Origin of the sequence: Pseudovibrio axinellae (assembly GCF_900110875.1) — a bacterium.
GTDB lineage: Bacteria > Pseudomonadota > Alphaproteobacteria > Rhizobiales > Stappiaceae > Pseudovibrio > Pseudovibrio axinellae.
On record NZ_FOFM01000003.1, the window covers coordinates 193,511 to 212,157 of the forward strand.

Annotated in this window: 20 protein-coding genes; 12 read left to right on the plus strand and 8 right to left on the minus strand. The window is 49.4% G+C overall.

Features of this window, described 5'->3' with window-relative positions:
* Window positions 1-3 precede the first annotated feature (3 nt).
* Window positions 4-978: a type II secretion system F family protein gene (locus BMZ51_RS09395; RefSeq protein WP_068000784.1), complete on the plus strand. Its 975-nt coding sequence runs from the start codon at window positions 4-6 to the stop codon at window positions 976-978.
* Between the two features lie 6 nt (window positions 979-984).
* Here BMZ51_RS09395 and BMZ51_RS09400 read toward each other — a convergent pair whose 3' ends face one another.
* Window positions 985-1,767: a tetratricopeptide repeat protein gene (locus BMZ51_RS09400; protein ID WP_068000299.1), complete on the minus strand. Its 783-nt coding sequence runs from the start codon at window positions 1,765-1,767 to the stop codon at window positions 985-987.
* A 212-nt stretch (window positions 1,768-1,979) separates the two neighbouring features.
* Here BMZ51_RS09400 and BMZ51_RS09405 point away from each other — a divergent pair, with 212 nt between their 5' ends.
* The 9 genes from BMZ51_RS09405 to BMZ51_RS09445 all read left to right on the plus strand — a co-directional run bounded on the left by BMZ51_RS09405 (window position 1,980) and on the right by BMZ51_RS09445 (window position 10,146).
* Window positions 1,980-3,362, plus strand: coding sequence for a leucyl aminopeptidase family protein (locus tag BMZ51_RS09405; protein WP_068000780.1), 1,383 nt, complete (start codon window positions 1,980-1,982; stop codon window positions 3,360-3,362).
* 110 nt (window positions 3,363-3,472) lie between these two features.
* On the plus strand, window positions 3,473-3,823 hold the full coding sequence (locus BMZ51_RS09410; RefSeq protein WP_068000297.1) for a MarR family transcriptional regulator: 351 nt from the start codon (window positions 3,473-3,475) through the stop codon (window positions 3,821-3,823).
* Window positions 3,824-3,868: 45 nt separating this feature from the next.
* The gene (locus tag BMZ51_RS09415) at window positions 3,869-4,759 is read left to right on the plus strand and encodes a C40 family peptidase (RefSeq protein ID WP_068000295.1); all 891 of its coding nucleotides are present in this window, start codon (window positions 3,869-3,871) and stop codon (window positions 4,757-4,759) included.
* A 118-nt stretch (window positions 4,760-4,877) separates the two neighbouring features.
* The gene (locus BMZ51_RS09420) at window positions 4,878-5,387 is read left to right on the plus strand and encodes a pilus assembly protein N-terminal domain-containing protein (RefSeq protein WP_208979401.1); all 510 of its coding nucleotides are present in this window, start codon (window positions 4,878-4,880) and stop codon (window positions 5,385-5,387) included.
* Between the two features lie 14 nt (window positions 5,388-5,401).
* Window positions 5,402-5,986: a TadE/TadG family type IV pilus assembly protein gene (locus BMZ51_RS09425; protein ID WP_068000294.1), complete on the plus strand. Its 585-nt coding sequence runs from the start codon at window positions 5,402-5,404 to the stop codon at window positions 5,984-5,986.
* 21 nt (window positions 5,987-6,007) lie between these two features.
* The gene (locus BMZ51_RS09430; RefSeq protein WP_068000292.1) at window positions 6,008-6,616 is read left to right on the plus strand and encodes a TadE/TadG family type IV pilus assembly protein; all 609 of its coding nucleotides are present in this window, start codon (window positions 6,008-6,010) and stop codon (window positions 6,614-6,616) included.
* 278 nt (window positions 6,617-6,894) lie between these two features.
* Entirely contained in the window at window positions 6,895-8,316 is a 1,422-nt protein-coding gene (locus BMZ51_RS09435) for a bifunctional enoyl-CoA hydratase/phosphate acetyltransferase (protein WP_068000289.1), read from the plus strand.
* Between the two features lie 24 nt (window positions 8,317-8,340).
* Window positions 8,341-9,522 (plus strand): acetate/propionate family kinase, encoded by a 1,182-nt coding sequence (locus BMZ51_RS09440; protein ID WP_068000287.1) that lies wholly within the window; start codon window positions 8,341-8,343, stop codon window positions 9,520-9,522.
* A 252-nt stretch (window positions 9,523-9,774) separates the two neighbouring features.
* A complete protein-coding gene (locus tag BMZ51_RS09445; protein WP_068000283.1) occupies window positions 9,775-10,146 on the plus strand; it encodes a hypothetical protein in 372 nt (123 codons plus the stop codon).
* Window positions 10,147-10,254: 108 nt separating this feature from the next.
* Here the strand turns inward: BMZ51_RS09445 and BMZ51_RS09450 are convergent, their stop codons facing one another.
* Window positions 10,255-11,028, minus strand: coding sequence for a class I SAM-dependent methyltransferase (locus BMZ51_RS09450; protein ID WP_068000280.1), 774 nt, complete (start codon window positions 11,026-11,028; stop codon window positions 10,255-10,257).
* Between the two features lie 524 nt (window positions 11,029-11,552).
* On the opposite strand from BMZ51_RS09450, the gene BMZ51_RS09455 reads away from it, so the two are divergent.
* Window positions 11,553-12,173 (plus strand): HAD family hydrolase, encoded by a 621-nt coding sequence (locus BMZ51_RS09455; protein ID WP_068000277.1) that lies wholly within the window; start codon window positions 11,553-11,555, stop codon window positions 12,171-12,173.
* A 504-nt stretch (window positions 12,174-12,677) separates the two neighbouring features.
* On the opposite strand, the gene BMZ51_RS09460 is transcribed toward BMZ51_RS09455, so the two are convergent.
* Window positions 12,678-13,136, minus strand: coding sequence for a DUF4265 domain-containing protein (locus tag BMZ51_RS09460; protein ID WP_068004498.1), 459 nt, complete (start codon window positions 13,134-13,136; stop codon window positions 12,678-12,680).
* Between the two features lie 173 nt (window positions 13,137-13,309).
* Between BMZ51_RS09460 and BMZ51_RS09465 the strand changes: the two genes are divergently transcribed.
* Complete coding sequence (locus tag BMZ51_RS09465; protein ID WP_139201368.1) at window positions 13,310-13,597, plus strand: hypothetical protein; 288 nt, start codon at window positions 13,310-13,312, stop codon at window positions 13,595-13,597.
* Window positions 13,598-13,708: 111 nt separating this feature from the next.
* Here the strand turns inward: BMZ51_RS09465 and dapD are convergent, their stop codons facing one another.
* The 5 genes from dapD to yihA form a co-directional block, all read right to left on the minus strand.
* Window positions 13,709-14,551 (minus strand): 2,3,4,5-tetrahydropyridine-2,6-dicarboxylate N-succinyltransferase, encoded by an 843-nt coding sequence (gene dapD / locus BMZ51_RS09470; RefSeq protein ID WP_208979416.1) that lies wholly within the window; start codon window positions 14,549-14,551, stop codon window positions 13,709-13,711.
* A gap of 118 nt (window positions 14,552-14,669) precedes the next feature.
* A complete protein-coding gene (locus tag BMZ51_RS09475; RefSeq protein WP_068004503.1) occupies window positions 14,670-15,563 on the minus strand; it encodes a LysR substrate-binding domain-containing protein in 894 nt (297 codons plus the stop codon).
* Between the two features lie 191 nt (window positions 15,564-15,754).
* Window positions 15,755-16,453, minus strand: coding sequence for a pyrimidine 5'-nucleotidase (locus BMZ51_RS09480; RefSeq protein ID WP_068004505.1), 699 nt, complete (start codon window positions 16,451-16,453; stop codon window positions 15,755-15,757).
* 113 nt (window positions 16,454-16,566) lie between these two features.
* Complete coding sequence (gene argB, locus BMZ51_RS09485) at window positions 16,567-17,397, minus strand: acetylglutamate kinase (protein ID WP_068004592.1); 831 nt, start codon at window positions 17,395-17,397, stop codon at window positions 16,567-16,569.
* Between the two features lie 537 nt (window positions 17,398-17,934).
* Entirely contained in the window at window positions 17,935-18,585 is a 651-nt protein-coding gene (yihA, locus tag BMZ51_RS09490) for a ribosome biogenesis GTP-binding protein YihA/YsxC (RefSeq protein ID WP_068004506.1), read from the minus strand.
* Between the last annotated feature and the right edge of the window lie 62 nt (window positions 18,586-18,647).

Consider the following 18,647-nt stretch of genomic DNA (forward strand, 5'->3'; position numbering starts at 1 on the left):
GCAATGGGTTTGGAAGCTCTTGGCAATAGCAACATGTTTGTCGTTATCCTAACGTTGCTTGCCGTATCGGGAACGGTCTATGCATTGCTTATGCCTTTATTTGACCGTGACGAGCTTAAAAGCAGGATGAAGTCCGTTGCATTGGAACGTGAGGAGATCCGCTCAAGAGAACGAGCGCGCCTAGCAATGCAAAAAGAAAATGCACGTGTTGTTCTGCGCAGTAATCCAAAAGAAAGTATCCGTGACTTCGTCGACAAATATGACCTAAAAAGACGACTATCAAGTGACGGTGTCGCTAGTAAGCTTAAAATGGCAGGGTATCGAGGTGCCTCTCCTTTGTATACCTATCTTCTGTTTCAGGTAATTCTTCCAATTGGCTTCTTCGCCGTATCTTTTTTTTACATGGTGGTCATAATTAAAGTTGATATGCCGGTGTTGAGCGTATTCTTAATTTCGCTCCTGATTGCGGCCATTGGCTTTTATGCACCTAGTATCTTCATACAAAACCAGATCGCAAAGCGCCAAGAGTCCATCAGGTTAGCGTGGCCTGATGCGATGGACCTTATGCTCATTTGCGTTGAGTCTGGCATGTCAATTGAAGCTGCTTTCAAGAAGGTTTCTGAGGAGGTCGGCGCGCAATCAGCCCCACTTGCAGAAGAGTTGATCTTGGCGAATGCGGAATTGTCATTTTTGGACGAACGCCGAGTTGCCTACCAGAATTTGGCTGAAAGAACCGGCCTTGATGGCGTTAAAAATGTGATTGTTGCTCTCACGCAGGCGGAAAAGTATGGCACACCGATTGGTTCTGCTCTGCGGGTACTGTCTGATGAAAACCGTAAGGAGCGCATGCAGGAAGCTGAGAGAAAAGCTGCAGCACTACCGCCAAAGCTCACAGTGCCCATGATGCTGTTTTTCCTGCCGGTTTTGTTTATTGTTATTATTGGCCCGGCAGCCATACAGGTCATGCGCACATTTTAGGGTGAATTATGCCTTGCCCAGCATGGTCTTCAGGTAAGCAACATTTTCAGCAGCCTGGTTCGGGTCCATATCTGATTGAGCCACTTCGACAGCTTCATCAAACCGTCCCTGAAGCCCCAAAGTCAGCGCAAGGTTCTGCCGGACCTGGCTTCCTGCTCTGCCAGTGTTCAGGGCTGTTTTGAGAACTACCTCAGCCTTTTTGAGATCCCCAGCCAGAAGGTAGGACATTCCCAGGTTATTGAGAACTGAGGGTTCATCCGGGGAGATTTTCAGGGCTTGCTCATAGGTAGCGCGGGCCAATTGCGTCTTACCAAGCTGATCCAAAATCGCGGCTTTTGCAGAGAGCATCTTCCAGTTTGGTTGCGCAGGGTCGAGCGCATTGTCAATCACGTTGAGTGCTTCCTGCAACTTCCCATTTTCAGCAAGCACTTTACCGTAGCTAGCTGCAATTGTGATGTTCGAAGCGTTTGCAATTACGCCGCGTCGTAAGATGGCTTCAGCTTGCTGCCCTTGACCGTCAATCCTCAATGCTGCTGCATAGTTAAGGATCGTTCGCGGCTCTTTTTGATCCTTGGCATAAGCTCCACCCCAGTACGCCAGCGCTTTTTGCATTTGCGGCGACCCAGCGGTGAGTTGCTGTGTTTGGGAAACTGAGGCTCGAGCGCGTTGCTTTTGTGTCGCGCAACCGGAGATCGCGAGTCCGCATACCAAGAGCAAGGCTATGGCTGTCGCACGCCTAAGAATACCAGAGGCCAATAGTTTTTTTTCTGTGCGGTCAAAAGCAGTCATGGCACCCTCAGCAATCAAGAGATTCAAATATTGTTTGAAAATGAAATATTAACCCTAATTTCTGGTTAATTCTTGCGCGCGCTGCCTGTTGTAAGCTGGGGGACCTGCATGCTGAATGCCTTGCTAAGACACGGTAACGCCGTTAGTTTGCCAGAACACTGCTCGTACTGGGCAGATTATAGATTTTGCAAATTTCAAGAATGGAGCACCCGGTGCACGGTCCGTTAATTTCTGCCAGCGAAAAAGTCAATCCAACCCCAGTTGTGGCAATCCTAGCCAGCGAGTTGGAGGTTTACCTTAATACCGCTGGCGCTTTGGCCAAAGCGTGGGTAAGTGCGCAGGGGTTTGAGGCGTCTTTTGGCGAAACACTGTCTATCCCGAGTGCTTCAGGAGAGATTGAAACTGTCCTTTTCGGCTGTGGGCATAAACAGAGCGAAGCGCTGGAAACTGGTGCTGCTTTGAGCAAAAGTCTCCCTGCTGGGGCTTTTGAGCTTTCAACAGGCTTTGACGAAATTGCTGGCATTGCCTTGGGCTTTGCATTGGCCTCCTATCGCTTTGATGCTTACAAGGATGTTGCCGCCGCCAAGTCTCAACTTGTGATCGCTGATGAGAGTATTTTGGAGGAGCTTGCCCCGATAGTGGCAGGCACGCGTCTGGCAAAAGACTTGATTAATACGCCAGCCAATGACATGGGGCCTGAAGAACTGACTGCTGCTGCTACCCAGCTTTTTGATGAGCATGGTGGAACCTCAAAGGTAATCATTGGCAGTCGTCTGGAAACTGAGTTCCCGCTTGTTCATGCCGTGGGCAATGGCAGTGATAGAGCACCTCGCCTTGTCGATGCGATTTGGGGAAAGGACACCGACACAAAGATCACTCTCGTCGGAAAAGGCGTGATCTTCGATAGTGGCGGTTTGGATGTTAAGCCAGCAGCTGGCATGATCCTTATGAAGAAAGACATGGGCGGCGCCGCCAACGTGTTGGGTCTGGCCGCTATGATCATGAAGGCCAAACTGCCTGTTAGGTTGCGGGTCATCATCCCAGCGGTAGAAAATGCAATCTCTGGGCGTTCGTTCCGGCCCTCCGATATTTTCAAGAGCCGCAAAGGGCTTACGGTTGAGATCGGTAATACAGATGCAGAAGGGCGCCTTGTCTTAGCAGATGCACTGGCTCTTGCTGATGAGGAAAGCCCAGAGCTTATTATCGACATGGCAACGCTCACTGGCGCTGCACGTGTTGCACTGGGACCTGATCTGCCGCCGTACTATACAGATGATGAAGAACTGGCAGAAACAATCGCAGTTCATAGTGAAGCAGTAAATGACCCACTGTGGCGCTTGCCGCTTTGGAAGCCATACAAGAAATACATCACCTCAAAGACCGCAGATCTGGCAAATATCAATACAAGTGGTGCAGGCTTTGCTGGCTCCATCACAGCTGCTCTCTTCTTGCAAAGGTTTGTCGAAAACGCTGGCAGCTGGGCACACTTTGATATCTACGGTTGGACTCCAATCGAGAAAGATTTCCGCACACATGGTGGGGAAGCTCAGGCAATTAGGGCCCTATTTGATACGCTGAAAACGCGGTTTGGTTAAACCAGCGCCAAGTATACTGTCAAATGTGCTTAATACCTCGATCTGGTAAGGCTCTCGAAATGATTTGCAGGCTAGGTTTCAGCCTGCAATAAGGATTAGGACGAAGAAATATGCCCGTAGAGATCCGCCCGTCGCAGGCGCTTAAGCTATGGCATGATGTAGTGTTGGAATTGGTGCGCGCAGCAGATCAGGATTTGACCGCTCGGCAAATGTCTATTCTTTTAACTGTATATCTTGAGCCGCCCCCCCATACAGTTCGCGGTTTAGCGCTTAAACTAGGGGTAACTAAGCCTGCAATCACGCGAGCGCTCGATACTCTTGGTGCAAATAAATTGTTATCTAGAAAGCGTGATGAAGCCGACCGGCGCAATGTCGTCATCACGCGCACCGTTGCAGGCGCGCTCTACCTGGAACACCTTGGGGATCTGGTGTCAAATAAAGCGCAGGATCTCTCGCGCTAACCCTCATTAGCAATGGTGTCGCAATTTTCTTGGAAGGGCTCTGTCATGACCGCTCAACTCGACCGCCGACTACATCCAGTAAGGCCAGACCTCGCCTCTGTAGACTATCGCGATCAGGTTCAATCTGAAAGGTTTGTAGAGGGAACAGACCTTTGCGTTGTTGCTGATAAAGTTGCTTTGAGAGCGTGCCCCGACCTTGCAAAGGGCATTGATACCGAGCTGAATTTTGGTGAGATCTTCCGCGTTTTTGAAACGACGGCTGAAGGATGGTCGTGGGGACAGCTCCAGACAGACGGATATGTAGGCTGGTTACCTTCTCAAGCACTGGGTCCATTTGAACAACCCACACACAGGGTAGCTGCGCTGCGCACCTATAGATATCCAGCAGCAGAGATGAAGAGCCCTGTATGCAGTCAGGTTTCCATTGGAGCGCTGGTCCGTGTAATCGGATATGAAACCACGCGCGGTTTGGAATATGCAAAGCTCTGCGATGGATCGTTCATCGTCGCTAAACACTTGGTTGAGTGCAATCATAAGATAAGTGATTGGGTCACAATAGCACAATCCTTCGTAGGCACGCCCTATTTATGGGGCGGCCGGTCGTCATTAGGGCTGGATTGCTCTGCATTGATCCAGCTCTCGCTCCAAGCTGGTGGCCTGAACGCCCCTCGTGATACCGACATGCAAGAAACGATGCTTGCAGAGACGCTAGACCTTTCAACTGGACTTCCTGATCTAAGGCGAGGGGACTTGATGTTCTGGAAAGGACACGTCGGCGTGATGGTTGATCCAACCACCCTGTTGCATGCAAATGGCTATTCAATGACAGTAGCCTATGAGGACCTGCAAGAAGCACTCAAACGCATCGGAGACAATGAGTTTGGTCAGCTAACCAGTCTTAAGAGACTAAGCAGTACGTCGTTTACTGAAGTTTAACCATAACAAGATGTATCGGCACATCGTTCCCGGTATTGCTCGCAAATTAGGTATTCATTCACTAAAATTATCGCACAAATAGCTGGTAATATTTAACAGTTATTCGGTGGGGTAAGTCGTGGTTTGGACGCTGCAAAAACAGTTCTGGGGTCGTTTGCCGGCGTTTGCGTCTCAGGCGGCATTTATTGCTATGATGGCGGGCATTTGCGCAGTGGTAAGTGCTCCAGCGCGCGCAGATGTCGAGGTCATAACAGATCAGGCTAAGGTTTTCCGCTTGGATGAACCAGCAGAAACCATAATCCTTGGCAACCCAAGCATTGCTGATGTGACCGTACATGACCGCCTAACCATCGTAATCACGGGCAAGTCCTACGGAAGGACGAACCTGGTTATTTTTAACGATGCCTCAGAGCTTGTCGTTGAAGAGACGATTACCGTCACGGCCGATATGGCTGACTATGTTGCTGTACAGCGAAACAACAGCCGTTTTTCATACTCTTGTAACCCGGATTGTCACGAAGCGCTGCGTTTAGGTGATGATGTGGGTAAGCTGGATGAAATTGCGTCTTCCATAAGTCTACGAAATGAACTGGCCGAAAACGGTATCGTAGCAAGCAAAGATGATTGAAGTGGTGGAGATCGATGTATCGTTTGAAGGCTGCTGACAAACCGTCGAAACCAAAGCGTTCGTGGCGGTGCCTAACGAACGCCCGTCGCTTGTCCAAAGATGCCCGCGGCGTGACCGCTATTGAGTTCGCCTTTATTGCACCCGTCTTGTTTTTAGTGGTTTTTGCCATCTTGGAACTTGGTTTATCGTTCCTCGTTGAAGTCATATTAGACAATGCGGTCTCTGAGGCGGCAAGAAAGATCAGGACAGGGCAGGTTTTCAATGCTGAAGCAGCAGGGGAATACGATCAATCTGACTTTCGGGCAGATGTTCTTGATCTTGGCGGCGGCCTCCTGAAATCCGTCGAAGATGGCGTCTACATCAGTGTGACATCGGTCCCTGACTTTGGCAGAATTCCAGACCCCGAACCTCTTATTGAAGACGGTGAAGTCATTATGGATGAGCCATGGAGTCCTGGCGTTAGGAATGAAGTGGTCATGGTCCGTGTCATTGTTGAGTGGCCGTTGATTACATCCAAGATGGTTGAAGTGTTCGGGCAAACCTCAAATGGAAGCCGGATTCTTGTTGCGACTGAAATCTTTAGAAACGAGCCATTTTAAGAGACCAAGAGCGAACTGTTGATGAAACTGCATCCCAAACATACAAAAAGAGTTGGCTGCTTCCTTAGGAATGCCGCAGGTGCAGCTGCTATTGAGTTTGCTTTTGTTTTGCCAGTGCTGTTGTTTCTATTTATTGGAATGGTCGAGATGACTAGCGCACTTTCTCATGATCGTCGTGTAAGTAAAACGGCATTTTCCATCGCAGACCTTGTCGCCCGTTCGGATAATGTAACGGGTGAGATGGCTGATATTGAAGCAGCGATTGCACATTTGATGACGCCATATGAAGATGCTCAGGTTGAAGTCAGCGTTGGAATGGTAGTGATCAGGAGTAATGTGCCAGAAGTTGTATGGAGCTGGGGAAACGAAACTGATGAACCCTGGGCGCAGGGAACTGAACCAGAAGGCGTCGCCTTCGCAAATACCATGCGAATCAATGATCAATACTATGTCGTTTCCACTGTAAATTTTGATTACACCTTCATGCTCGGGCAGCTTATGTCAAATTTCAGTGAGTTGCTTACAGACAATGCAGGCGATTTCACTTCAATTTCGTTGAGTGACAGTTTTATTCTCCTGCCACGCAGAGTGTCCTGCGTCGAGTTTGGCAATACTTGCGCGACCTACTAATACTACGGACATCTACGTAATTTGTGACGCTGTAACCTAAAGTTTGATGTGTCATAACTTCGCAGATCGCTAAAATCTGCAGTTTTTTAGTCTTTACCGATAGATTTGTTAGCTCAAATGTTGAATAAGCGCCCCAAGATTTGCGAAGAATTTAACACATATACCGTTAAACAGTCACAGAGCTGCGATAGTATGGCTGAGACCTCCCCTCACTAGCCCTGTCGCGAATATCTTGAGCTTGGGTGACATACGGTATTTGGCAAAAGAAGAGGCTCTCAATGGCTACTAATCGGACTTATGACCAAATTCAGGTCGGAGATACCGTCACGCGCGCCCGCATTTGTACTGCAAACGACCTTTACGTATTTGCGCACGCATCTGGCAACATCAATCCACTGCACCTGCCAAATGCGCAGTGGGAAGGCGTTGAAAAAAAAGACGGTCCATCAGCTCCATTTATGTGGGGAGCGTCCCTTATTTCTGCTGTGGTTGGCAACTATCTTCCAGGTCCTGGCTGTGTTTACCGCGACCAGACACTTTCCTTCCATAACAAAGTGAAGGTAGATCAGGTTCTCGACGTAACAGTTACTGTTCTTGAGAAGCTACCAAACAACATCATCCGTCTTTCAACCACTGTTAAAGTGGATGACGGCACATTGGTTGCAGAAGGTGAAGCCCGCGTCGAAGCGCCGAGCCAATCCATCTCCTACGATGCTGAAGAACTTCCAAGCTTGCTGATGAAGCGTCACCAGCACTTTGATCGCCTGGTTGCAAGGGCCTCACAGTTACCTGCTATTCCAACCTCCGTTGTTTGCCCGGATGATTCAAACTCACTCGGTGGTGCCGTCATGGCAGCGCAGGCGGGTCTGATTATTCCGATCCTGTGTGGTCCAGTAAAACGCATCCAAGCGGCTGCAGAGAAAATCGGCGTAGACATCTCCTCCTACGAGCTGATTGATACACCTGATGAAGACACCGCAGCTGAAAAAGCTGTTGCACTGGTTCACGAAGGTCGTGTGCGTTCTGTGATGAAGGGCCACCTTCACACTGATGACTTGCTGCGTCACGTTGTTAAGCGTGAAGGCGGTTTGCGCACCAAGCGTCGCCTTTCCCACGCATTCGTTATGGACGTTCCAGGCCGCGAAACACCGCTGATTGTCTCTGATGCTGCGATCAACATCGCGCCAGACCTCACAGCGAAAGTCGACATCACTCAAAACGCAATTGATGTTGCACGTTCCATTGGTATTGAGCCGCCAAAGGTTGGTATTCTGTCTGCTCTGGAAACCGTGAACCCTGCTATTCCATCCACGATTGATGCAGCAGTGCTTTCTAAAATGGCAGAGCGCGGCCAAATTAAGGGCGGTATCGTTGACGGGCCACTGGCAATGGACAACGCAATCGATCTTGAAGCTGCACGGACCAAGGGCATCGATTCTGTTGTTGCAGGCCGTGCAGAAGTGCTGATCGTTCCTAACCTTGAAGCTGGTAACATGGTTGTGAAAGAACTCACGTTCCTTGCCCATGCAGAAACAGCTGGTTTGGTGACAGGCGCACGCGTTCCAATTATCCTCACCAGCCGTGCCGACAATGATCGCGCTCGTCTTGTTTCTTGTGCCCTTGCATCCATGTACGATTACTACCTGCGCAATGGCGCTGCGTATGCAGGGAACGAGGAACTGGCGGCAGCTGCAGAATAATTTCGAGATAACAGAGAAATAAAAATGAAAATCGAAACAATTCTTGTTCTCAACGCTGGGTCTTCCTCCATCAAGTTCCAGCTGTTCAAAGGCGAAGAAAGCGTCCTTTCCGGCCAAATTGACGGTCTGGGCGCGTCTGCCTGGATTAAAGGAAAGTCCGCCGAAGGCGATGTGGTCATGGACCGCGCCCTGACAGCTGATGAAGCGAAAAACCACGATTCTGCTTTGCAGGTTATTTTGGAGCTTCTCAAGAAGTTTGACCCTGAACTGGAAGTGGACGCAATTGGCCACCGTGTGGTTCATGGTTCCTCCAAATACTCAGCTCCAGTACTGGTGACTGAGGACGTTGCAACAGAGTTAGAGAGCTTTAACTCACTGGCACCGTTACATAACCCGCATAACCTTGCAGGTATTTTGGGCGCAAAGGCAGCGTTTCCTGGCAAGCCGAATGTTGCGTGTTTTGATACCGCGTTCCACCGCACCCAGGAGTTTAAAAACGAAGCCTACGCGTTGCCGACAAAGTACTACGATGAGGGTATTCGTCGCTACGGCATGCACGGCCAGTCTTTCCACTACATCTCCGAGGAAATGCACAACGTTGCGCCGGAAGTTGCCGATGGCAAGATCATTGTTGCCCATCTGGGCAATGGTGCTTCCATGTGTGCGATCGAACACGGCAAATGCGTCACAACCACCATGGGCTTTACGCCGCTTGATGGTTTGGCAATGGGCACACGCTCTGGTTTGATCGATCCAGGTGTCATCTTCTACTTGATGGAAGAAAAGGGAATGTCCAGCAAGGAAGTTGCTCATTTGCTGAACAAAGAATCTGGAATGAAAGGCCTCTCTGGCATCTCGCAGGATATGCGCGATCTTGAAGAGTCTGACAGCCCTGATGCTGCCCGTGCGCTGGACTACTACGACAACCGTGTAAAGCGTGAGCTTGGTGCCCTTGCAGCTGTTATGGGCGGCGTTGACGCGATCGTCTTCACAGGTGGTATCGGCGAAAACTCCTCCAAAACACGTGCTGGTATCTGTAAAGGCCTTGAATTCCTCGGCGTAGAAATTGATGCAGATGCAAACAAGGCCCGCGCCAAGGAAGCAATCACAATTTCAAAGCAATCCTCCAAGGTTAAGGTGATGGCAATCCCAACCAATGAAGAAGCGATGATTGCACGTCAGACCCGCGTGATCTGCGAAGCCTGATAACCGCTTGACAACTTAAAAAACCAAGCCGCGCCCTTAACCCAAAGGCGCGGCTTTCTTGTAAAAGCTTACATGCCTCGCAGTACTAGTTAGATGAACCATCGCCCATAGTGCTATCTTGCCTCTTCAGGTTGTGTTAATTGAATGTTGGGAGGGCAGGTCAATGTCCAACTAAGCAGCATTTTGTTGATTGAACACTTTTAAATATATGGATAAAAATTACTATCTCATTTTGAGAGGCGAGGAATATTTATGAAATTGAAGCTTATCTCGACTGTTTTAATATTGGTAGCTATCACAGGTTGCACGAGTCCTAAGGGAGAATTGATAACACCGTCTGCCAACGGCTATGATAAAATAGTTTTCCAAAAAACCGCCCGCTTTAAGATAGTACCTGCTGTAGAGTATACTATTGTTGCTGGAAGTGAATTCATTCAAGATCGAGTTATGAAAGGTGTACCAGTTTATTGCGGGCAGGTGACGCACAGCAGAACTATTGTAGCTTCCGATTGTTTTATTTATGAAGGTCGCGACATGATAACAGTTAATCCGATGCGACTTTATCACGGTACGCGAAAACTCCCGCAAGGTACGATTAAGCACGTGAAGGCCAAGCTGTCGTAAGCCAAGGGCTGTGGCCTTGCGAGAAGTGTGGGTGGGTTTGGATTGAAGCAAGTCTCGACGCTGCAAACGGGCATGCTTCTTATTGACCCTACGCTGCCATTTGGAAGCTCATTTAATCGTAGCGATTGTCAAATGGGTTTTGACTTGAAATGTCAGTTGCCCCTCCAGATTAGCATGAGGCTGCAAAAGGGACTTAAGCTCATTGTGAAATTCATGGCGGCGCGACCCCAGCTTTGCTATCGCGAAAGTATCACGCGAATGCTGGCATAAAATAAAGTCCTCAACGGTTTGCCGGAAAGGCTGCGAAATATACTCATTTGTTTCAAGGACATTGATATAGTCTAAATGTTTGGTTTGGCTCGCCCGCCATTTATTGGAATCTAGCTCTTCACCTGTGATTTGCGGCACCCATTTTGCCAAAAATTGTTGCCACTCATCTTGCCACGGCGGTTGAAACGCGCCATCGCCCAAAATGCTTGCAAGAATATGATTTTCGCTTAAGTGATTTGCAAGTTTAGGGAACAGCTTGCTTGGTTCCATCCAGTGGATGCTTGATGCAAAGGTGACTGTGTCAAACTTCCCAGTAAATGGTGCCTCTTCTGCAGTCACCTCCATCCACTCAAGGTTGTCTGCCCTACCGTTTTCCAAGGACCGACCTAATTTGATCATGTTAGCGGATGGGTCGACGGCGCAAACCTGATCGAAGACTTTCGTCATTGGTCTGGCAATTTTGCCCTCGCCGCAACCCAAATCCAATAAACGGTGTGTTGCGGGAGATCGATCAATGATGCACTGGTAAATTTGGTGAGCGTAAGGAGGGCGGTGCGGGTAAAAACCCGCAACTTCAGGTGCTTTGAATGTGGTACCGGCAATGTAAGGCAATGAATTTTCTCCGAAAAAGGAACATCATTCCTAGGCTCGTTATCAAGAGCGGCGTGATATGCTTAAGTAAATGACTATACTCAATATAAGTGCTGAAATAGTTCAATCCCATGATAGGCGTATATCAATTTTGATTCTGGTTTATGTTATTGGGTGTGTCATCTATTTGATCAGCTCACCGAATGCGCCCATTATGAATTTTAGCTCAACATGGCCGCAGAGATGTACATAGATATGCTGATTTGTGAACTAAGGTCCCCCAGGAAACGACAGCTAAGGGCTCGATGCAACTTCATTATTTTATGAGGCATATAAGCAGCTGATTTTTGTCGATTTGGCGGCCTTTCACTATGCGAGCTTATTATTTTCTGTGATCTCTGGTTTGCCTGCTGCAAGCAGCAACTGGGTGCGGTTTTGAAGCAGGGATACTCGGAAATTCAACATATTTCGAAGCTAGGGGTATTCGCGAGAATTGAGTGCTGTAAAAAAGATGCGCACTGACTGTGTTTTTTAAGGAGTGGACTATGTCAAAGCCAATCTCTGGCGTTGTTTTTGATATCGGTAATGTTCTGATCGCGTGGGACCCACAAAATCTGTACAAGGATCTCATTCCAGATGAAGACGAGCGCAACTACTTTTTAAGTGAAGTTTGCCCGCCTGAGTGGAACGTGGAACAAGATAGAGGCCGCCCTTGGCAGGACGCAATCAATGAACGCCTCGCCAAATTCCCGCAGTATGAAGAATGGATCACAGCCTATTACGAGCGCTGGGAAGAGATGCTGGGCGGCGCCATTGAAGATAATGTTGCATTGCTGAGCGAGCTTAAAGACAGCGGCGTCTCGCTGTATGCCATCACAAACTTTTCAAGCGAGAAGTTTGAAGAGGCAAAGCGCATCTTTACGTTTTTGGGAGACAGCTTTATTGATACAGTGGTTTCCGGCGATGAGAAGCTCTTAAAGCCGGATCTGGAAATCTACAAGGTCTTGTTAGAGCGCAACCAGCTGGAACCCTCTGCACTCTTGTTTATTGATGATACCCTTGAAAATGTAGAGGCTGCGCAGAGCATTGGTATGAACGCCTTGCACTTTTCAACCAAGTCCAGGCTGCGCACTGAGCTGCAACAATTGGGCTTGCCGGTTCAATAAACTTATCCCCCTAGCCAAACCGTGCCCTATGCTTAACCCTGTGCTCACGTAAACGGGCAGCTGGCGGACCGTCCGTCAGTGCGGCGTGAGCTGGGCGGAGCTACTGGAAGAAGTAACGTATCTTTCGGCGGGTTCGTTGAAACACCCCTTGAAAGCCAACAGTGCAGAGGCCAAGCGGAAGCTGGTCAACCTGATGGGTGTCGGCACTGGTAGGGCGCTATCTTAGATGGTTCCCCGCTCACAATGCCTGTTGGGGATGACCTTGTTTCATACAAAAACGCCCAGGCAAGGTGTTCAGCCAATGCCGAAGAATTATATTTAACAAGTAGCGCAGGTATTGCCTGCTCACCTTGCCACTCCCGCCCTCGCGGCAAACTCTAACTACCACACTGCATGGCCCACCATGCGGTGCATTTGGTCGTTGCCCCCAGTCCCAACAAAAAACAAAAAAAATGAGCTGGGTGCCGCAAGGCCGCTCACACAGGCATTTGGCGCTATCAGCAGCTAGACTTGGTGCCCGCAATGCCCTTCTTCAAAGGCCCAGATGCCAAGGCCTTCGCCTTCCTCTAAAATGGCATAGGCGCTGTGAATATCCGTTGTTGCAGGAATATCTACGCTAAAGAGTGGCGGGTCTGCGTCAATGTCTTCACAGGTACAGCCAAGCTTCTCCAGCTTCGCCCAATACTTGGCAAAGTCCTGAGGCTGTGTGCTCTCTTCCACCATGATCCGGTAGGTGGAGTGCCCCGACGCCTTGACGATCTTGTCAAAGACAAGACGGCCCTTTTCGCGTGTTGCAAGCAACTCATCACCATTGGCAACGCCCGTTGCAAAAAAGGGCGTATTTTCCAGCTGATAGCGATTGCCGCCAAGGGAACGCACCCACACGGTTTCACTGCCGATCCCGTGCCAGTCGTGCGGGTCAAGCGGAAAGATGAGTTTGTGCAAATCGCTGTTCTTATTCATGGAGCCTCGCAAATTCTAAGCGCAATATACTCATGCATTCCTGCGAAGCAATAAGCAGCACATGGGAAAATCACATTAAGCCCATTAAGGTTGTTTTAAGCTTGGCTTTCGTTGCAAATCACAGCCGCTTGGTTTCTCCGTCCCCATCAATGCATTCGAAAAAGGAGATAGAGATGCCGAACTTCATTTTGACAAGAGGGTCAGATGTAGACTTGCCTGATGTGCCTCAGATGACTATTCGAAACAACTACGATATGGATGCACAGGTGCGGATTACCCGGTCAGACGGTGCTCAGATCCCAACTTTGGTTCAGAGTAACTTTGATGTAGAGGCTCAAAGCGAGAGACAATACACACCGCCAGCGGGATACTCAGTGACAAATGTGGGGCTTCCAGATCAGTATGATGGCGGATTGAATAATCCGCAAGGTGTTGTTGTGGTCACACCGGGTGATCAGTGATCGTCGCCTAAGTCTCTAATTTATAACTGGTTCGGGAAGAGCCAGGTTGTCTTGGAGCATGCAAGCCGGTCTGGTTCCGGCTTGCAGGTTCTAAAAGGGCCGTTTGCGGCTTTAGTGGCGTAGCAGATCGTTTACGGAAGTTTTGGAGCGGGTTTGAGCATCTACACGCTTTACGATAACCGCACAGTTCAGGTTTGGACCAGGCGTGCCATCTGGGAGCGGTTTGCCTGGCATGGAGCCTGGAACAACAACAGAGTATGCAGGAACTTCTCCTAAGAAGATTTCACCTGTGTTACGATCAATGATCTTAGTGGTTGCAGAAATGAACACGCCCATTGCAAGCACAGCACCTTCACGGATGATAACGCCTTCAACAACCTCAGAACGAGCGCCAATGAAGCAATTGTCTTCAATGATAACCGGATTAGCCTGTAGAGGTTCAAGAACGCCGCCAATGCCAACGCCGCCAGAAAGGTGAACGTTTTTACCAATTTGCGCACAAGAACCAACGGTCACCCATGTATCAACCATTGTGCCTTCGTCAACGAACGCACCAAGGTTCACAAAGCTAGGCAACAAAACTGCGGACTTACCAATGAAGGCAGAACGACGCACGATAGAGCCTGGTACGGCACGGAAACCAGCTTCTTCAAAGTCGATTGCGCCCCAGCCGTCGAATTTGGATGGAACCTTATCCCACCATGGAGCATTATCCGGGCCACCCTGAATGATTTTCATTGAGTTCAGACGGAATGTGAGTAGCACTGCTTTCTTGACCCACTGGTTTACAGCCCAATCACCAGAAGCTTTGTCTGCAACACGAAGTTTGCCGTGGTCCATCAGTTTTAGAGTGGTATCAACTGCATCACGTACGTCACCTTGGGTGTCAGTACGAATGTTTTCACGGTCATCAAATGCAGCGTTAATAGTGGCCTCTAGGGCCGCAAGATCAATCTGATTCATTGGCGGCAGACTCTCACAAATTATGGGTTACGAATTAAAGCTACCGAGGCGTACGTAAGCACCAGCCATAAGTCAATAGCCTCTGAGCTTCGAAATTTGCGTGAAAAGATCAAGCGTCCTGTCGTGCTTTGAACGGCTGCTGGGATTGCTCCATAAGCCATTTTTGGAAGGAGGCAACTGGACGAGTTAGCGGACGATTTGAATTTCTGACAAACCAGTACCCACTTTCAAGAGACAGACGCGGCCAGTCCGGCACAACAAGATGGCCAGCAGCCACTTCCTGCTCCACAAAACGGGTGTCGATGGCAACGGCACCCATGCCTGCAACCGCAGCTTGAATTGCCATGTTACGGCTTTCAAACATTGCACCAGAGGTTTGGTCAGGATGAGGCAAGCCCGTGCCCTTCAGCCAATGTGGCCAGTCTTCTCGCCGGGAGGAAGTATGAAGCAGCTTAAGCTTATCAAGCAGTTTGATATCCGGGTTAGGATCGCCATTGCTTAGCTGAGGCGCAAATGCGACCACCAGATCCTCTTGCCAGAGCATATGCCGCTCTACATGAGGCCATGCGCCATCCCCAAGCCGGATCGCGCAGTCATAAGACTCCCGGTCCAGATCGACCATGCGCATACTCGTCGAAATAAGGAGCTCAATATCTGGATGTTTTTCCTGAAAATCAGGCAGCCGCGGAATAAGCCAACGTGTAGCAACAGTAGACAGTGTTGAAATGCGCAACTCGGTCCGGCTTCGCCGCCGGAAGGCCTCCACAGCGTGCTCGATTTGGTCAAAGGAGTTCCCAAGATTGGAGGAGAGACGCTGCCCTTCTTCCGTCAGCGCAAGACCGCGGCCATCACGAATAACCAGTGCAGCACCCAGCTCATTTTCCAAGGATCGCAGCAAATGAGTCAGGGCTGACGGTGTAACACCTAGATCTTCTGCGGCACGAGCTGCCCGGCCATGTTTAGCCAGCAATGAAAATGCATGTAGTGCGCGCAGTGAAACCATGACGTATGCCCTTACTTATGAGTTCTTGAACTAAACTCAATAAATGGAAACAAGCCGTTCGTCTAGGAGATAGTGATATTTTTTCCGTTTACGCTCAATTGCGCGCAAAGATCGCAATTTTTCACCGAAACTGCCCTTACAGGAGTTTGAGATGCAAAGCGGAGCAATCGTTTTAAATTAACAAAAAATCTCTAACTCTTGAGTTCCCCTAGGATATCGTGCAAAAAACCATCCAGATGGTCAGTCACGAAGTCGACATGGGGCTCAGTACCATTTGAAAGCTCCCAATCTTCACGAAATACCTCGCGTGTACCATCAGGCACAACCAGAACGGTGCGCATGCCAAGAGAGTTAGGTACAACCAGATTGCGGGAAAGATCTTCAAACATAGCGGCCTTCTGGGGATGAATTCCGTTCTTCTCCAGAAAAAGGCGATAGGTTTCTTCAGCAGGTTTTGGAATCAATCCAGCTTCCATAATGCCGAAGATGTCTTCAAAATGATGCGTGATACCTAAACGATTGGCGACCGATACGGCATGTTTTCGCGTACCGTTTGTCATGATGTAGCATTTGCCAGGGAGTTGATTGATCGCATCAGCTAGCTTTGGGTTTGGTGCAAGAACTGAGTGATCGATGTTATGTACATACTCGAGAAACTCGTCTGGCTCGATGTCGTGCTCCAGCATCAAACCACGCAGCGTTGTGCCATATTCTTTGTAATAAGTAACCTGAAGTTCTCTGGCTTGTTCAGCCGGCTTTCCAGTGAGTTTTTGGACGAACTCAGACATCTTCTGATCAATCTGATCGAACAGATTAGAATGATGAGGGTAAAGGGTGTTGTCTAGGTCAAAAACCCAGCTTTCAATGCTGGCGAATGGGGATTGGGTCATGCTTATCCGTTTTGTTATCGGCAATGCCGATAATGGGTGTGGGCACCAAGCAAATCAGGAAAGCAGAAGAATGGCAAGAGAGGCGAACGTCTTTCGCCTCTCTATGATGAACATTATGGTACGATCAATGTACCAGCACCGTGATCGGTGAAAAGCTCTAGTAAAACAGCATGTGTGACTTTGCCGTCAACAATGACGACGCCTTCAACGCCCTGATCAAGGGCCTCAAGGCAGGTTTCAACTTTAGGGATCATGCCGCCGGAAATGGTGCCATCTTCGATAAGAGCACGGGCACCAGCTCGGGTCAGCTGCTTGATCAGTTTCCCGTCGCGGTCTAGCACACCCGGCACGTCAGTAAGGAATAACAGCCGCTTGGCGTCAAGGGCACCTGCGATGGCGCCAGCAAACGTATCTGCGTTAATATTATAGGTGGCCCCATCTCTTCCAGGAGCGACAGGAGCAACAACAGGAATGAGGTCCTTTTCAAGGATCAGCTCAAGAACTCTGGCGTTGACCGTTTCTGGTTCGCCAACGAAACCTAGGTCCAAAATCTCTTCGATCTTGGAATCTGGGTCACGGTGTTTGCGATGAAGCTTTCGGGCGGTGACCATGTCGCCATCTTTACCGCAAAGGCCAATGGCACGACCACCCTCTCTGTTGATGTGGGCAACGATGCTCTTGTTGATAGAGCCAGCAAGCACCATCTCGACCACTTCCACCGTGGCTTTGTCGGTGACACGTAACCCACCTTTGAACTCACTCTTGATATTGAGACGTTCAAGCATCGACCCGATTTGAGGCCCGCCACCGTGCACAACCACAGGGTGAACTCCAGATTGGCGCAGCAAGGTAATATCTCGGGCAAACGCACGGGCGAGGGCATCATCCCCCATCGCATTTCCACCATATTTTACAACAACACGGCGGTTATCATAGCGCTGCATATAAGGAAGAGCTTGGGCAATAACGTGGGCGCGATTACTGGATTCCGAGAAACTCATAGCGTTTTTTACACCTGCAGACGTATAGGGTTAACATGCAGACCAAATGGACTGGGCGTAAAGTTTATAGCCGCATTATCGAGGTCTCACAAATGTTCAATCTTGTCTACTTGTATGGTTTTACTCAAGTTAAAGTGGAAATAGTCTAATGTCTGGCACGCAGGTACGTCAGCATCATGCAAATGAGCCAGCGCAATCAGCTTCGATGAAGAGAAAAAATATGGCGGGAAGAAAGCAGCAGGTCTTTCGCAATCATCCGAAGATCTCCCCCTCGATGACAGTACTGCTATATTCAAAGGCTGGGGGCCCCAAGGGGTAAGTAGGTTTGATGCGGATTGTGGAACGGCAGTTTTGCGCGAGAATAAGAGAGAATATTTAAAGAACGCGGATTGGGCACCAGCTAGAGGCCATGCCCAACAGGGTTGCTATCCATGGGAAGGGTAGGAGCGCAGGTTTTGTTGAGCCTGCGCTGGTATCGCATTAGCCGTAGCTGACAAGAAGTGCAATTTCTGCACGCAGCTCGTCCATACCGGTCCCTTTTTCAGAGGATGTAGCAAGAACTTCCGGGTGGGCGGCGGGGCGTTTTGCAAGAATCTTAAGTGCATCTTCCTTCACGCGCTCAAGCTGGCCAGGTTTCAGCTTATCAGCTTTGGTGAGGACGACCTGATAGGGGACTGCTGCCTTGTCCAAAATGCCCATGGCGTCAAGATCGTTCTTCTTGATTCCATGGCGAGCATCGATCAGGGAGAAGACGCGCCGCAAAGTACTTCTGCCGCGTAGGTACTTGAAAATCAGAGTGGTCCAGGCGTCGACCATTCCTTTTGGAGCCTCTGCGTAACCATATCCAGGCATGTCCACAATGCGCAATTGCGTGTGCTCAGCTCCAAAGAAGTTGAGCATCTGTGTGCGGCCTGGAGTGTTGGACGTCCGTGCCAGAGCCTTGCGTTCTGTGAGTTTGTTGATCAGACTGGATTTGCCGACATTGGAGCGACCAGCAAACGCAATCTCAACACCGCCCAAATCTGGTAGCTGATGCATCTCTTTTACACTGGTGATGAAGTCCCAATGGCGAGCAAATAAAAGGCGTCCCGCCTCCAGTTGTTCTGCTGAATATTCTTTTTCTGAGCTCATGGTGTGCCTTTTAACCTGCAATCCGGATTTGGTCGAGTGCTGTTTTTCCAAGCTTCATCATT

Excerpts from the sequence above, each read along its gene's own strand:
- BMZ51_RS09445 (WP_068000283.1), top strand. The coding sequence starts at position 9,775 with ATGAAATTGAAGCTTATCTCGACTGTTTTAATATTGGTAGCTATCACA.
- BMZ51_RS09435 (WP_068000289.1), top strand. The coding sequence starts at position 6,895 with ATGGCTACTAATCGGACTTATGACCAAATTCAGGTCGGAGATACCGTC.
- BMZ51_RS09415 (WP_068000295.1), top strand. The coding sequence starts at position 3,869 with ATGACCGCTCAACTCGACCGCCGACTACATCCAGTAAGGCCAGACCTC.
- BMZ51_RS09465 (WP_139201368.1), top strand. The coding sequence starts at position 13,310 with ATGCCGAACTTCATTTTGACAAGAGGGTCAGATGTAGACTTGCCTGAT.
- BMZ51_RS09430 (WP_068000292.1), top strand. The coding sequence starts at position 6,008 with ATGAAACTGCATCCCAAACATACAAAAAGAGTTGGCTGCTTCCTTAGG.
- BMZ51_RS09455 (WP_068000277.1), top strand. The coding sequence starts at position 11,553 with ATGTCAAAGCCAATCTCTGGCGTTGTTTTTGATATCGGTAATGTTCTG.
- BMZ51_RS09410 (WP_068000297.1), top strand. The coding sequence starts at position 3,473 with ATGCCCGTAGAGATCCGCCCGTCGCAGGCGCTTAAGCTATGGCATGAT.
- BMZ51_RS09440 (WP_068000287.1), top strand. The coding sequence starts at position 8,341 with ATGAAAATCGAAACAATTCTTGTTCTCAACGCTGGGTCTTCCTCCATC.
- BMZ51_RS09475 (WP_068004503.1), bottom strand. The coding sequence starts at position 15,563 with ATGGTTTCACTGCGCGCACTACATGCATTTTCATTGCTGGCTAAACAT.
- BMZ51_RS09425 (WP_068000294.1), top strand. The coding sequence starts at position 5,402 with ATGTATCGTTTGAAGGCTGCTGACAAACCGTCGAAACCAAAGCGTTCG.
- BMZ51_RS09480 (WP_068004505.1), bottom strand. The coding sequence starts at position 16,453 with ATGACCCAATCCCCATTCGCCAGCATTGAAAGCTGGGTTTTTGACCTA.
- argB (WP_068004592.1), bottom strand. The coding sequence starts at position 17,397 with ATGCAGCGCTATGATAACCGCCGTGTTGTTGTAAAATATGGTGGAAAT.
- BMZ51_RS09395 (WP_068000784.1), top strand. The coding sequence starts at position 4 with ATGGGTTTGGAAGCTCTTGGCAATAGCAACATGTTTGTCGTTATCCTA.
- BMZ51_RS09460 (WP_068004498.1), bottom strand. The coding sequence starts at position 13,136 with ATGAATAAGAACAGCGATTTGCACAAACTCATCTTTCCGCTTGACCCG.
- yihA (WP_068004506.1), bottom strand. The coding sequence starts at position 18,585 with ATGAGCTCAGAAAAAGAATATTCAGCAGAACAACTGGAGGCGGGACGC.
- BMZ51_RS09400 (WP_068000299.1), bottom strand. The coding sequence starts at position 1,767 with ATGACTGCTTTTGACCGCACAGAAAAAAAACTATTGGCCTCTGGTATT.